Source organism: Streptomyces sp. KL2 (assembly GCF_046529545.1).
Taxonomy (GTDB): domain Bacteria; phylum Actinomycetota; class Actinomycetes; order Streptomycetales; family Streptomycetaceae; genus Streptomyces; species Streptomyces radiopugnans.
In genome coordinates this window covers 1097765-1110760 of the sequence record NZ_CP127170.1, presented here as the reverse complement: position 1 = coordinate 1110760, position 12996 = coordinate 1097765, and the positions used below count along the sequence as shown (strand labels likewise).

The window sequence follows — 12996 nt, the reverse complement described above, 5'->3', positions numbered from 1 at the left end:
CGGGCACCTCCACGGGTCCTCCCCGGCACCCCCGCTCCCCCCGCGAGCTGCGGTGACGGATACTTGTGCGGCCGGGGCCGGGCACCGCCCGCGCCCCGCACGGCACGGAACCGGCCGCCAGGCCGGCACTCACGCAGCGAGAGGGCGGAAACCGCGTGACCACGGCAGGAGGGGTACGCAGGGGCGTACTTACCGGCATACGGGCCGGCACACGGACGAAGGGCGCGGTGCTGGCGACGGTCCTCGCGCTCGCCCTGGCCGGATGCAGCAGCACCGGCGGGAAGCGGGCCGAGGAGGAGCGCGAGCGCGCCGGAGGCCGCGCCGCGGTGGACACCCCGCGCTGGACGTTCGCGATGGTCACCCACTCGGGAGACGGCGACACCTACTGGGACATCGTCCGCAGCGGCGCCGAGCAGGCGGCCGTCAAGGACAACGTGGAGTTCCTCTACTCCCACGACAAGGAGGCCGGCCGCCAGGCCCAGCTCGTCCAGACCGCCATCGACCAGAAGGTGGACGGGCTGATCGTCACCCTCGCCAAGCCCGAGGCGATGGAGGCGGTGGTGCGCAAGGCGGTGAAGGCCGGGATACCGGTGGTCACGATCAACTCCGGTCAGGACGAGTCCCCCGGCCTCGGCGCCCTCGCCCACATCGGCCAGGACGAGTCCGTCGCCGGGGAGGCGGTCGGCCGGGAGCTGAACGAGCGCGGCCACGCCAAGGCCCTGTGCGTCGTCCACGAGCAGGGCAACGTCGGCCACGAGGAGCGCTGCGCCGGAGTGCGCAAGGCCTTCGACGGCAAGGTGGAGAACCTCTACGTGGACGGCACCAACATGCCCTCCGTGGAGTCCTCCGTCGAGGCCGAGCTCCAGTCCGACCGGGACGTGGACACCGTCGTCACCCTCGGCGCCCCCTTCGCCGCCACCGCCGCCAAGGCCGTGAAGCAGGCCGGCAGCGGCGCGGAGGTCAACACCTTCGACCTCAACGCCCGGGTCGCCGAAGGCCTGCGGGACGGCACGATCGGCTTCGCCGTCGACCAGCAGCCCTACCTCCAGGGCTACGAGGCCGTCGACCTGCTGTGGCTGCACCGCTACAACGGCAACATGCTCGGCGGCGGACGGCCGGTCCTCACCGGCCCGCAGCTGGTGACCCGGGACGACGCCGCCGACCTGGAGAAGTACACCGAGCGGGGCACCCGGTGACCGCCACCCCCGCGGCCCTGGCCGGGGACGCCGCCGCGCGCGGACCGGTGGTGCGGCGCCTGCTGGCCCGCCCCGAGCTGGGCGCGGTGGTCGGGGCCGTGGCCGTCCTGGTCTTCTTCGCCGTCGCCGCCGACGACTTCCTGCGCCCCGCCGGCCTGGGCACCGTGCTGTACGCCTCCTCCACCATCGGCATCATGGCGGTGCCGGTGGCCCTGCTGATGATCGGCGGGGAGTTCGACCTGTCGGCGGGCGTGATGGTCACCAGCTCGGCACTGGTGTCGTCGATGTTCAGCTACCAGATGACGGCGAACGTGTGGGTCGGCGTCGCGGTGTCCCTGCTGGTCACCCTCGCGATCGGCGTCTTCAACGGCTGGACGCTCACCCGCACCCGCCTGCCGAGCTTCATCATCACCCTGGGCACCTTCCTGATGCTCACCGGCCTCAACCTCGGCCTCACCAAGCTGATCGGCGGCACGGTCTCCACCAAGGCGATCGGCGACATGGAGGGCTTCGCCTCCGCCCGCGCGGTCTTCGCCTCCGAACTGACCGTCGGCGGCTTCCAGCTGAGGATCACCATCGTCTGGTGGCTCGCGCTGGTCGCCGCGGCCACCTGGATCCTGCTGCGGACCAGGGCGGGCAACTGGGTCTTCGCCGTCGGCGGCAACGCTGAGGCCGCCCGCGCGGTCGGCGTCCCCGTCGACCGCACCAGGATCGGCCTGTACGCGGGCGTGGCCCTGGCCGCCTGGATCTCCGGCCAGCACCTGCTGTTCAGCTACGACGTGGTGCAGTCCAGCGAAGGGGTGGGCAACGAGCTGATCTACATCGCCGCGGCCGTCATCGGCGGCTGCCTGCTCACCGGCGGCTACGGCTCGGCGGCCGGCGCCGCCGTCGGCGCCCTGATCTTCGGCATGACCAGCAAGGGCATCGTCTACGCGCAGTGGGACCCCAACTGGTTCAAGTTCTTCCTCGGGGCGATGCTGCTGCTCGCAACACTGCTCAACGCATGGATCCGAAGGCGGGCGGAGGCATCCTCGTGAACGAGTCACCCACGGCGCCGGCCGGCTCCTCCGCGGCACTGGTGGAGCTGGAGGGCGTCGGCAAGCGATACGGCAACGTGACCGCGCTGGAGGGCGTGTCGCTGGCGGTCCGCCCCGGCGAGATCACCTGCGTGCTCGGCGACAACGGGGCCGGCAAGTCGACCCTCATCAAGATCATCTCCGGGCTGCACCGGCACGACGCCGGCGCCTTCCGCATCGACGGCGAGGAGGTCCGCCTCACCTCGCCCCGCGAAGCCCTCGACCGCGGCATCGCCACCGTCTACCAGGACCTGGCGGTCGTCCCGCTGATGCCGGTGTGGCGCAACTTCTTCCTCGGCTCCGAGCCCGTCACCGGACGCGGCCCCCTGCGCCGCCTGGACGCCGCCGCCATGCGCCGCACCACCCGTGAGGCCCTGCTGCGCATGGGCATCGACCTGCGCGACGTGGACCAGCCCATCGGCACCCTCTCCGGCGGCGAGCGGCAGTCGGTCGCCATCGCCCGCGCCGTCCACTTCGGCGCCCGGGTGGTCGTCCTGGACGAGCCGACCGCGGCCCTGGGCGTCAAACAGGCCGGGGTGGTCCTGCGCTACGTCGCCGCCGCCCGCGACGAGGGGCTGGGCGTCGTGCTGGTCACCCACAACCCCCACCACGCCCATCTGGTCGGCGACAGGTTCGTCCTGCTCAAGCGCGGCTCCATGGCCGGCAGCCACGCCCGCGAGGAGATCGGCCTGGACGAGCTGACCCGCCAGATGGCGGGCGGCAGCGAACTGGACGAGCTCGGCCACGAACTGGCGCGCACCCGTCCCTCGGAGCCGGGCCGCGAGGCTTCGTAGGGCACAATCGACGGTGATGAGTACGTACCGTGACCGGACGCACCGCGGCTCTGCCGGAACCACCGCCGGAACGACCGCCAGGGCGACCGCCAGAGCGACGGTGTTCAGGACCGTGGCCATGCGCGAGCGGCGTTCGTACGTCTCCGCGCCGCGCGTGCCCACGGTGGGCATCGACATCGGCGGCACCAAGGTGATGGCGGGCGTCGTCGACGCCGACGGCCGCATCCTGGAGAAGGTCCGGGCGGAGACCCCCGACAAGTCCAAGAGCCCGAAGGTGGTCGAGGACACCATCGCCGAGCTGGTCCTGGACCTCTCCGACCGCCACGACGTGCACGCCGTCGGCATCGGGGCGGCCGGCTGGGTGGACGCCGACCGCTCCCGGGTGCTGTTCGCCCCCCACCTGGCCTGGCGCGACGAGCCGCTGCGCGACGCGCTGACCGCCCGCCTGGCCGTGCCCGTCATGGTCGACAACGACGCCAACACCGCCGCCTGGGGCGAGTGGCGCTTCGGCGCCGGCCGCGGCGAGGACCACCTCGTCATGATCACCCTCGGCACCGGCATCGGCGGCGCCATACTCGAGGACGGCCAGGTCAAGCGGGGCAGGTACGGCGTGGCCGGGGAGTTCGGCCATATGCAGGTCGTGCCCGGCGGCCATCGCTGCCCCTGCGGCAACCGCGGCTGCTGGGAGCAGTACAGCTCCGGCAACGCGCTGGTCCGCGAGGCCCGCGAACTGGCGGCGGCCGAGTCGCCGGTCGCGTACGGGATCATCGACCGCGTCGGCGGCAACGTCCGCGACATCACCGGGCCGCTGATCACCGAGCTGGCCCGCGAGGGCGACGCGATGTGCACCGAGCTCCTCCAGGAGATCGGCGAGTGGCTCGGCGTCGGCATCGCCAACCTGGCCGCCGCGCTGGACCCCTCCTGCTTCGTCGTCGGCGGCGGGGTCAGTGCCGCCGACGAACTGCTGATCGGCCCCGCCCGGGACGCCTTCCGCCGCCATCTCACCGGCCGCGGCTACCGTCCCGAGGCCCGTGTCGTGCGCGCCGAGCTCGGCCCGGAGGCCGGCATGGTCGGCGCCGCCGACCTCGCCCGGCTGGTCGCCCGCCGCTTCCGCCGCGCCAACCGCCGCCGGGTGGAGCGGTACGAGCGCGCCGGGATCGGCCTGCTGCCGTCGCGCGGATGGGGGGCGGGCCGTTGACCGCCCTGACGTCCCTGCCGCAGCCCGGCACCCCGCCGCACCGGCCCAGGCACCGCTGGCTGGCCGCGATCGTGGTGGTGCTGCTGATCGCGGTCCCCGCCGGCTACCTGGTGCTCTCCGCCTACCAGAGCCGCGACAGCGGCAAGGACAAGCAGCGCGCCGCCGCCGCCACCGGCCTGGTGTGGCAGTGGCCCAGCAAGCTGGAGAGCCGCATCTACGAGGTGCCCGTGCCCGGCGGGTCCACCTATGTGGCGCACTACGAGGCCAACAGCTGGCAGCGCAGCACCTTCTACGTGCAGTTCCGCACCTCCCGGCAGGGCCTGGAGAGGTTCATCGAGGAGGCCGGCGGGGATCCGCGCGCCCTGCGCGAGGGGGCCCCCGGGGTCACCCGGCGGCAGGCGGAGACGGTGGGCTGGGACCTGGACGCCCCCGGCCGCCGCTACGCGGGCACCAGGATCGAGCGGCCCGGCGAGCGGCCCGACCTGGTGGTCACCGTGGACGTCACCAGCGAGGACCGGCTGCGGGTCTACGCGGTCTCCACGGTCGAGTTCTGACGGCCTCCCCCGCCCGGTCCGGGAGGACCGGGCGGGAGCGGGCGGAGCGGCGCAGGCGGTGCCGTTGAGGGTGTAGGAGCCCGGCGGGGCCCGGCATGTCGAATGCGGTTCGGGATGCCGGAATGCCACGGATGCCGGAGAGGCGGCCGACCGTGTCAACGCCGCCCGCGGAACCGGCTCCGCTCCGGCGTCGAAAGGGGGTGGTCCGGCCGCCACGGCCCGCCGGCCGCCTCGCCCGCGGCCCGCGGCCCCTGCCCCCGGGCCCGGGCGTCAGGCGCTGGCGCGGACGACCAGCCGGGTGGGCAGGAGCAGCGGGGTGGGGTCCTGCCCGTTGACGAGGGCGATGAGCATGCGCGCCATCTCCCGACCGAGGGCCTGTATGGGCTGCCGGACGGTGGTGAGCGGGGGGTCGGCGATCCGGGCGACGGCCAGGTCGTCGAAACCGACCACGGCGACGTCGCCGGGGACCGCCCGCCCGGCCTCGCGCAGTGTGCGCAGCGCTCCCGCCCCCATGTTGTCGTTGGCGGCGAACACCCCGTCCACCCCGGGGTGGTCCGCCAGCAGCGAGGCCATGGCGGCGGCCCCGCTGGACTCGGTGAAGTCCCCCTCGTACGGCGGGAACGGATCGAGGCCGGCCGCCAGCAGGGCGTCCCGGTAGCCGCGGTACCGGGCGCGCCCGGCCTCGGTGTCCAGCCGCCCGCAGATCGCGGCCACCCGGGTCCGGCCGCGCGAGACCAGGTACTCGGTCGCCTCGCGGGCCCCGCCGACGTTGTCGATGTCCACGTACCACCGGGGAGCCGGACCGATCGGGCGCCCTCCGAACACGACGGGCATCGCCGCCTCCCCGGCCGTACGGATCAGTGGGTCGTCCTCGCGCAGCGCCATCAGCATCACGCCGTCGGCGCCCTTGGACCGAAGGAGCTCCTCCACCCGCTTGCGGCCCCGGTCGGAAGCGGCCAGGCACAGCATCAGGTGCAGGTCGGCCTCCTCCAGGGCGCCCGACGCCCCCACGATCACCTGGGCGAAGAACGGATCCGCGAAGATCGACGGATCCTCTCCCGAGACGACCAGGGCGGCCACCCCCGTCTGGCGGGTGGCCAGCGCCCGGGCGGTCGTGTCGGGGACGTAACCGAGTCGCCGGACGGCCCGCTCGACCGCCTCGCGTTTGGCGCGGCTGACGTGCGGCGCGTTGTTGAGGGCGCGGGAGGCCACGGAACGGGACACGCCCGCGAGTTCGGCCACCTCGTCGAGCGTCGACCGCCGACGCGGCGCGTCCTCTGCCATGGGCCTCGAGCCTCCCCCTGCCGACCGGACGGGAAGCGTCTCATCCCCGCCCGCGCGGCTGCCACCCGCCCGGCGGGCGGGGCGGACAGGGGCGAAGGCCCCGGCCAGGCACTGGAAGCGCTTCCAGCCCGGGACAGGTTTCTCCGCCGCGCGAACGGCGTTGCCCGCTCGGGCACTTGACAGTCCAGCGAGCACGAACACACGATACCTGTCACACCTCGGGGCTCTCAGCGGCTGGGACCGCTTCCAATGGGAGCGGTCCCAGTGACCCTGCCGATCCCTTGCGCGTGTTCTCCCCGCCGGAGAGCCCGTCTTTGGCGGGGAGGCGTACCACCGCACTTCCTCCAGCGCGTCGCACGCCCGGGACGAGGGCGCACGACGCACCCCCCACCAGGAAACCGAGGTACCGTCATGCGTCGCAGCATCCGCGCCCTCACAGCAGCGCTCCTCGCCCTGCCGCTGGCGCTCGCCGTCGCACCGTCCGCCCACGCCGCCGACCCCACCACCATGACCAACGGGTTCTACGTGGACCCCGACTCCAGCGCGAAGCGGTGGGTCGCCGCCAACCCCGGCGACGGCCGGGCGTCCGCGATCAACGCCTCCATCGCCAACACCCCCACGGCCCGCTGGTTCGGCTCGTGGAGCGGTGCCATCAACACAGCCACGGGCGCGTACACGGGGGCGGCGGACCGCGCGGACAAACTGCCCCTGCTCGTCGCCTACAACATCTACAACCGCGACTACTGCGGCGGGCACTCCGCGGGCGGAGCCTCCTCGCCGTCCGCCTACGCGAGCTGGATCGCGCAGTTCGCCGGCGGAATCGGCAACCGCCCGGCCGTCGTGATCCTCGAACCGGACTCGCTCGGGGACTACGGCTGCATGACGCAGGCCCAGATCGGCGAGCGCGAGCGCATGCTCACCGGGGCCCTTGCCGAGTTCAACCGCCAGGCCCCCAACACCTGGGTCTACCTCGACGCCGGCAATCCGGGCTGGACCAGTCCGGCGACCATGGCCCAGCGCCTGCACGGGGCGGGCCTCCGGCAGGCCCACGGCTTCTCGCTCAACGTCTCCAACTACTTCACCACGTCCGAGAACACCTCCTACGGCAACGCCGTCAACAACGAACTGAGGACCCGCTACGGCTACACCAAGCCGTTCGTCGTGGACACCAGCCGCAACGGCAACGGCTCCAACGGCCAGTGGTGCAACCCCGCGGGCCGCCGCATCGGCACCCCCACCCAGCTGGGCGGCGGCGCCGAGATGCTGCTGTGGATCAAGGTTCCGGGCGAGTCCGACGGCAACTGCGGCGTCGGGGCCGGCTCCTCGGCCGGCCAGTTCCTCCCCGAGGTCGCCTACAAGATGATCTACGGTTACTGACCCTCTGACCCCGTGGCCCGTGCCCGCTCCGCGACCGGGCCGGGCCACGGGCACCGGCCGTCTCCCGCACCCGCCACCGGCTCGTCCCACCGGCCGGAAACCCTTCCGCCCCGCCCACCCCCCGCCTGTGAAGATTGTGAGATGTGGGAACGTGAACGGGTGAGCGAGACGGAAGTCAAGACCCTGCAGTACCGCGTCGACGGGCCGGAACACGCCCCGGTCCTGATCCTGGGACCCGCGCTCGGCACCACATGGCACATGTGGGACCGCCAGGTCCCCGAACTCAGCCGCCACTGGCGGGTGCTCCGCTACGACCTGCCCGGCCACGGCGGCGCCCCCGCCCACCCCGCCACCTCCGTCGGCGACCTCGCCGCCCGGCTGCTGGCCACCGCCGACGCCGCCGGCGCCGACCGCTTCGCCTACGCGGGCTGCTCCCTGGGCGGCGCCGTGGGCGCCCGGATCGCGCTGGACGCGCCCGGCCGGCTCACCTCCCTGGCGCTGATCTCCTCCGCCCCGCGCTACGCCACCCCCGACACCTGGCGGCAGCGCGGTGTGGTGGTGCGCACCAACGGGCTGGACCCCATCGCCCGCTCCACCCCCGAACGCTGGTTCACACCCGCCTTCGCCGCCGCGCAGCCCGCCATCGTCGAGTGGGCCGTCCAGATGGTCCGCACCACCGACCCCGGCTGCTACATAGCCGCCTGCGAGGCGCTGGTCTCCTTCGACATACGCCAGGAACTGGCCCGCATCGGCGTGCCCACCCTGGTCGTCGCCGGGGCCGAGGACCGGGTCACGCCGTCCGCCGACGCCCGCGCCCTGGTCGCGGGCATCCCCGACGCCCGGCTCGCCCTCGTCCCCGACGCCTGCCACATGGCCCCCGTGGAACGGCCGGGCGAGGTCACCGAGCTGCTGACCGGGCACTTCTCGGCCGCCCTCCCCGCCGGCCGGCGGGACGCCCCGGCGGCCGTCCCGGTCCCCGCCCAGGCGCCCGCCGCCACGGACCGCGCGCCGGACGCCCTGCCCGCCGGCGCCGCGGTCGCCGCCCTGACCGCCGGCGAGCAGCACAGGCACCACCCCGGCGCCGCGTACGACACCGGTCTGAGGCTCCGCCGCGACGTGCTCGGCGACGCCCACGTCGACCGCGTGGCCGAGGAGACCGACGACTTCACCGGTGACTTCCAGGACCTCCTGACCCGCTACGCCTGGGGCGAGGTGTGGGCCCGCAACGGCATCGACCGCCGCACCCGCTCGGTGGTCACCCTCACCGCGCTCACCGCCGGCGGGCACCTGGAGGAGCTGGCCTCCCACACCCGCGCCGCGCTGCGCAACGGGCTCACCCCGCAGGAGATCAAGGAGGTCCTGCTGCACACGGCCGTCTACTGCGGGATGCCCGCCGCCGGCGCCGCGTTCGCCGTCGCCCGGCGCGTCATAGCGGAGGAGACGGCCCCCCGCGACTGACGCGGCCGGCGGCGGCGGACGCGGCGCGGCCCGCACGGCGGACGGCGCCGGCGCACCGGCGGCACAGGCGCCGCGGAGAGCACAATGGCCCCATGAAGCTCACCAAGAAGGGCCACGCCTGCGTCGCCCTGCACCGCGAAGGACGCACGCTCGTCATCGACCCCGGCGGCTTCAGCGAGGCGGACGCCGCCGTCGGCGCGGACGCGATCCTGGTCACCCACGAGCACCCCGACCACTTCGACGAGAGCCGGCTGCGCGCCGCGCTGGAGGCGAACCCGGCCGCGGAGATCTGGACCCTGCGCAGCGTCGCCGAGCGGATCTCGGCCGCCTTCCCCGGGCGGGTCCACACCGTCGGCGGCGGGGACGCCTTCACGGCCGCCGGTTTCGAGGTGGAGGTGCACGGGGAGCTGCACGCCGTCATCCACCCCGACATCCCGCGCGTCACCAACGTCGGCTACGCCGTCACCGCGGCCGGGGCCGGCACCGTCTTCCACCCCGGCGACGCCCTGACCGTCCCGGGCCGCCCGGTGGACACCCTGCTGCTGCCGGTGCACGCGCCCTGGAGCAAGGTCGCCGAGGTCGTCGACTACGTGCGCGAGGTACGGCCGCGCGTGGCCCACGACATCCACGACGGGCTGCTGTCGGACTTCGGGCACCTGGTCTACGGCCGGCTCCTCGGGCCGAACGGCCCCGGTACCGCCGGTGCGGAGCACACCCGGCTGGAACCCGGGCAGAGCGTCGCGCTGCGGGAGGGCTGAGCCCCACCGGAAGGAGCGCCCCGCCGGCAGCCGGCTGCCGCCCGCCGTCCGCCGGCTGTCGGCGCCGGGCGGTAGATTCGCTGCCATGCGTATCGCCACCTGGAACGTCAACTCGATCACCTCGCGGCTCGAGCGGCTGCTGGCCTGGCTGGAGAGCAGCGGCACGGACGTGCTGTGCCTGCAGGAGCTGAAGTGCACGGCGGAGGCGTTCCCGGCCGAGCCGCTGCGCGAGCTGGGCTACGAGGCCGCGGTCAACGCCTCGGGCCGGTGGAACGGGGTGGCGGTGCTGTCCCGGGTGGGCCTGGAGGACCCGGTGATCGGCCTGCCCGCGGGACCCGACTACGAGGGCGCCACCGAGCCCCGCGCGGCGGGCGCCACCTGCGGTGGAGTGCGGGTGTGGTCGGTGTACGTGCCCAACGGCCGCGAGGTGGGCCATCCGCACTTCGAGTACAAGCTCCGCTGGTTCGCCGCGCTGCGGGAGCTGGCGGTGCGGGAGACGGCGGGGGAGGCGGGAGGGCGGCCCTTCGCCATCCTCGGCGACTACAACGTCGCGCCGACCGACGAGGACGTCTACGACCCCGCCGTCTTCGAGGGCGCCACGCACGTCACCCCGGCCGAGCGCGAGGCGCTGGCCGGACTGCGCGCGGCGGGCCTGGCCGACGTCGTGCCGCGCCCGCTGAAGTACGACCGCCCCTACACCTACTGGGACTACCGCCAGCTGGGCTTCCCCAAGAACAAGGGCATGCGCATCGACCTGGTCTACGGCAACCCGGCCTTCGAGGCGGCGGTGAAGGACGCCTACGTCGACCGCGAGGAGCGCAAGGGCAAGGGCGCGTCCGACCACGCACCGGTCGTCGTCGACCTGGAGGTGTGAGGGTCCGCCCGCGTGCCTTGTGCCGTTCGCCGCGCCGGTGATGTCACGCTGAGGTGTATGAACATCCCCTTCCTGGACAACTGGCGCAAGAGGCACGGCGGGTCCCGGGGGACGGCGGTGATGGAGGCCGCCCCCCACGACGCCGAGGGAGTGGCGCAGCTGCTGTCCGAGTGCGAACTGCTGCGCAGGCAAGCCGAGTCGGCGGGGATCGATCTGGCGGACACCCCCGAGTCCCTGGCGGCCCTCGACCAGCTCCTGCCGCGCTGGCGCGACGACGGCCCCGAGGCGCTCGCCCGGCTGGGCAACGACGCGGGCCTGTATCTGGGCACCGTCGTCGTCCGCACGGTGCCGGGCGCGGTGTGGCAGGTGTGGCCGAGCGGCCGGCCGGTGGTGCGTCTGGCCTCCGGCCGGGAGATCGACGTGGTCGGGGCGGGCCTGGACTGGGCCCTCGACGGCGCACCGGAGCTGTCGCAGGTGTACGCGGAGGCCTCCGAGGCGTGAGCGGGCGGCGGCCGGATCGGCGCCGGGCGGATCGGCGGCGATGGGCGGCGGACGCCGGGCGAGGTGCGGCCGGGCCGGGGCCCCGGTCGCGGCCGGTCCGTCAGCCGGGGAAGGCGATGTGGTACTCCAGCCGCCACCGGTCCGCGCGCAGCACGATGTCGGAGGTCTCCACGGCCCGGCCGTCCGCCGTGTGGTGGGTGCGCTCGATGACCGTCACGCACTGCCCGGGCGAGCAGCCCAGGGCCTGTGACTCCGTGCTGGTGGCCGACCGCGAGCCGACCAGCTCGGTGGCCTTCGCCACGGGGAGGCCGATGGCCGCGAACCGCTCGCGCACTCCGCGCCGGGCGTACGGGCCGCGCTCGGGGAAGACCACCTCGGTGCCCTCGGTGAGCGCCAGCGGCTCCCAGCTGGTGGCGAGCTGGAGCGGGCGCCGGTCGGCGAGGTACTCGTACCGCGTGCACATCACCCGTTCGCCCGCGCCGATCCCCAGCCGCTCGGCTATGCGCGGCGGGGCCCCGGTGGCGGTGGAGGTGGCCTCCCACAGCAGCGGGGGAGCGGCCGAGGAACCGGTCAGCAGCCGGGCCGCGAACGGGGAGTCCACCACCTCGCCGGTGCGCAGCAGGCTGCCGACGGGGCTGCGGTCGGTGACGAACACCCCTCGCCCGAACTGCCCCTCCGCGTAGCCGGCGGCCTTCAGCACGCGCACCGCCCGGTCCACGGTCTGGTCGCTGGCGGCGTAGGTGCGCTTCAGCTCCGAACGCGAGGGGATGCGGGAGCCCACGGCCAGGACCCCCTCGTCGATCTGCTGCCGCAGATCGTCGGCGATCCGCTGGTAGACCGGTCTGCTGTCGCCCATCCGGGACTCCTCTCCGTGCTGCCGCCTGCGGGGGGTGGGAACGTCTCCGTACCTGGGTCAACAGGGTAGGAGGAGGGCCTCCGCCGCATGAGGCGTCGTGGGCAACATCATCGGGAACACCTCGGCGACATCGGTACCCGGTTCCGCAAACTCCTTGCGCAATCAGATACTTGACCGGATCAGCCCTCGGTCCGGCTGCGCGCCCGGTGCTGGCGGCGGGCGGGCGGGGGCACGGGCGCGGGCTCGGACGGCGCGGTGGTGGCGGCCCGGGTGACGTCCGCGACCAGTTCGACGACATCGGGTCCGTACGCCTGGGAGTTGACCACCTTCAGCAGCAGGCAGAAGTCGCCGTCGGTGCCGTACCTGCGCGCCAGCCGGACGTGGTGGCGGGCGAGGTGGCGGGCGGCGGCCTGGTTGGTGACGGCCCGCTGGCCGCAGAAGACGAACACCGGATGGGAGCCCTCGCCCGCGGTGAGCCGGGCGAGCAGGACGTACTCCACCGATCCCCGCTCCATCCGGTAGCGCTCGCCGCCGATGGTGAACGAGGCCTGGTCCGGGCCCGGCTCGGGGGTGGTGTCGATTCGGACCCCCGGCAGCAGGGAGTGGAGATGGGCCGCCGTCCGCCGGTTCGAGGCGGGGCCTCCCACGCAGAACTCGGTCCGCTCGCCGAAGCCCTGGCGGGCGTTCTCGTGCGACAGCACCTGCGCGTTCGCGCCGCAGTCCTTGATCAGGGCGGACAGCTCCAGCAGGGCGAACACATCGTCGCGGGAGACGGCGCCCTCCCCGGTGGCGGCCTTGCGGCCGACCACCAGCAGGCACTCGGAGTGCTCCGGCAGGCCGAAGAAGCGCTGTTTGCGGCGGAGTCTTCGGCGCCACAGGTAGGTGCGGCCGAACCAGCCGAGCGATGTGGTGACGCCGGCCGCGAACACGCCCAGCACGATCTCGCGCAGGTTGTCATCCATGGGGCGGAAGCGTATAGCCGGATGCCGTATCTGTTCGAGACATGACAAGGGAGTGGGAAGCGGGGAAGACGCGAAACCCGTTCGTAGCGCGGCGGTGACGGCCGACGA

Annotated in this window: 13 protein-coding genes; 10 read left to right on the top strand and 3 right to left on the bottom strand. The window is 73.9% G+C overall.

Annotated features, from left to right (window positions below; genetic code table 11):
* Positions 1 to 227: 227 nt before the first annotated feature.
* From QPK52_RS05085 to QPK52_RS05065, 5 genes are read left to right on the top strand one after another with little or no spacing between them, the layout of a single operon-like run.
* Positions 228 to 1196, top strand: coding sequence for a sugar ABC transporter substrate-binding protein (locus QPK52_RS05085; RefSeq protein WP_410540211.1), 969 nt, complete (start codon positions 228 to 230; stop codon positions 1194 to 1196).
* Positions 1193 to 2233 carry an ABC transporter permease gene (locus tag QPK52_RS05080; RefSeq protein ID WP_410535826.1) on the top strand — a complete coding sequence of 347 codons (1041 nt, stop codon included), beginning with the start codon at positions 1193 to 1195 and terminating at the stop codon, positions 2231 to 2233. Before QPK52_RS05085 ends, QPK52_RS05080 begins: the two co-directional genes overlap by 4 nt.
* Positions 2200 to 3066, top strand: coding sequence for an ATP-binding cassette domain-containing protein (locus QPK52_RS05075; RefSeq protein ID WP_410535825.1), 867 nt, complete (start codon positions 2200 to 2202; stop codon positions 3064 to 3066). The genes QPK52_RS05080 and QPK52_RS05075 overlap by 34 nt, the downstream gene beginning before the upstream one ends.
* A 16-nt stretch (positions 3067 to 3082) precedes the next feature.
* A complete protein-coding gene (locus QPK52_RS05070) occupies positions 3083 to 4264 on the top strand; it encodes an ROK family glucokinase (protein ID WP_410535824.1) in 1182 nt (393 codons plus the stop codon).
* Complete coding sequence (locus QPK52_RS05065) at positions 4261 to 4818, top strand: hypothetical protein (RefSeq protein WP_410535823.1); 558 nt, start codon at positions 4261 to 4263, stop codon at positions 4816 to 4818. Before QPK52_RS05070 ends, QPK52_RS05065 begins: the two co-directional genes overlap by 4 nt.
* A gap of 270 nt (positions 4819 to 5088) precedes the next feature.
* Here the strand turns inward: QPK52_RS05065 and QPK52_RS05060 are convergent, their stop codons facing one another.
* The gene (locus QPK52_RS05060) at positions 5089 to 6102 is read right to left on the bottom strand and encodes a LacI family DNA-binding transcriptional regulator (protein WP_410535822.1); all 1014 of its coding nucleotides are present in this window, start codon (positions 6100 to 6102) and stop codon (positions 5089 to 5091) included.
* 411 nt (positions 6103 to 6513) lie between these two features.
* Between QPK52_RS05060 and QPK52_RS05055 the strand changes: the two genes are divergently transcribed.
* From QPK52_RS05055 to QPK52_RS05035, 5 genes are all read left to right on the top strand, one after another.
* The gene (locus tag QPK52_RS05055; protein ID WP_410535821.1) at positions 6514 to 7479 is read left to right on the top strand and encodes a glycoside hydrolase family 6 protein; all 966 of its coding nucleotides are present in this window, start codon (positions 6514 to 6516) and stop codon (positions 7477 to 7479) included.
* A 141-nt stretch (positions 7480 to 7620) separates the two neighbouring features.
* Positions 7621 to 8937 (top strand): 4-carboxymuconolactone decarboxylase, encoded by a 1317-nt coding sequence (pcaC, locus tag QPK52_RS05050; RefSeq protein ID WP_410535820.1) that lies wholly within the window; start codon positions 7621 to 7623, stop codon positions 8935 to 8937.
* Positions 8938 to 9029: 92 nt separating this feature from the next.
* The gene (locus QPK52_RS05045) at positions 9030 to 9695 is read left to right on the top strand and encodes an MBL fold metallo-hydrolase (RefSeq protein WP_410535819.1); all 666 of its coding nucleotides are present in this window, start codon (positions 9030 to 9032) and stop codon (positions 9693 to 9695) included.
* Positions 9696 to 9780: 85 nt separating this feature from the next.
* Positions 9781 to 10569 carry an exodeoxyribonuclease III gene (locus tag QPK52_RS05040; RefSeq protein WP_410535818.1) on the top strand — a complete coding sequence of 263 codons (789 nt, stop codon included), beginning with the start codon at positions 9781 to 9783 and terminating at the stop codon, positions 10567 to 10569.
* Between the two features lie 57 nt (positions 10570 to 10626).
* Positions 10627 to 11070 (top strand): DUF6278 family protein, encoded by a 444-nt coding sequence (locus QPK52_RS05035; protein ID WP_410535817.1) that lies wholly within the window; start codon positions 10627 to 10629, stop codon positions 11068 to 11070.
* Positions 11071 to 11170: 100 nt separating this feature from the next.
* Here QPK52_RS05035 and QPK52_RS05030 read toward each other — a convergent pair whose 3' ends face one another.
* Complete coding sequence (locus QPK52_RS05030; RefSeq protein ID WP_410535816.1) at positions 11171 to 11926, bottom strand: GntR family transcriptional regulator; 756 nt, start codon at positions 11924 to 11926, stop codon at positions 11171 to 11173.
* Positions 11927 to 12105: 179 nt separating this feature from the next.
* Complete coding sequence (locus tag QPK52_RS05025) at positions 12106 to 12888, bottom strand: hypothetical protein (RefSeq protein WP_410535815.1); 783 nt, start codon at positions 12886 to 12888, stop codon at positions 12106 to 12108.
* Positions 12889 to 12996: the final 108 nt, after the last annotated feature.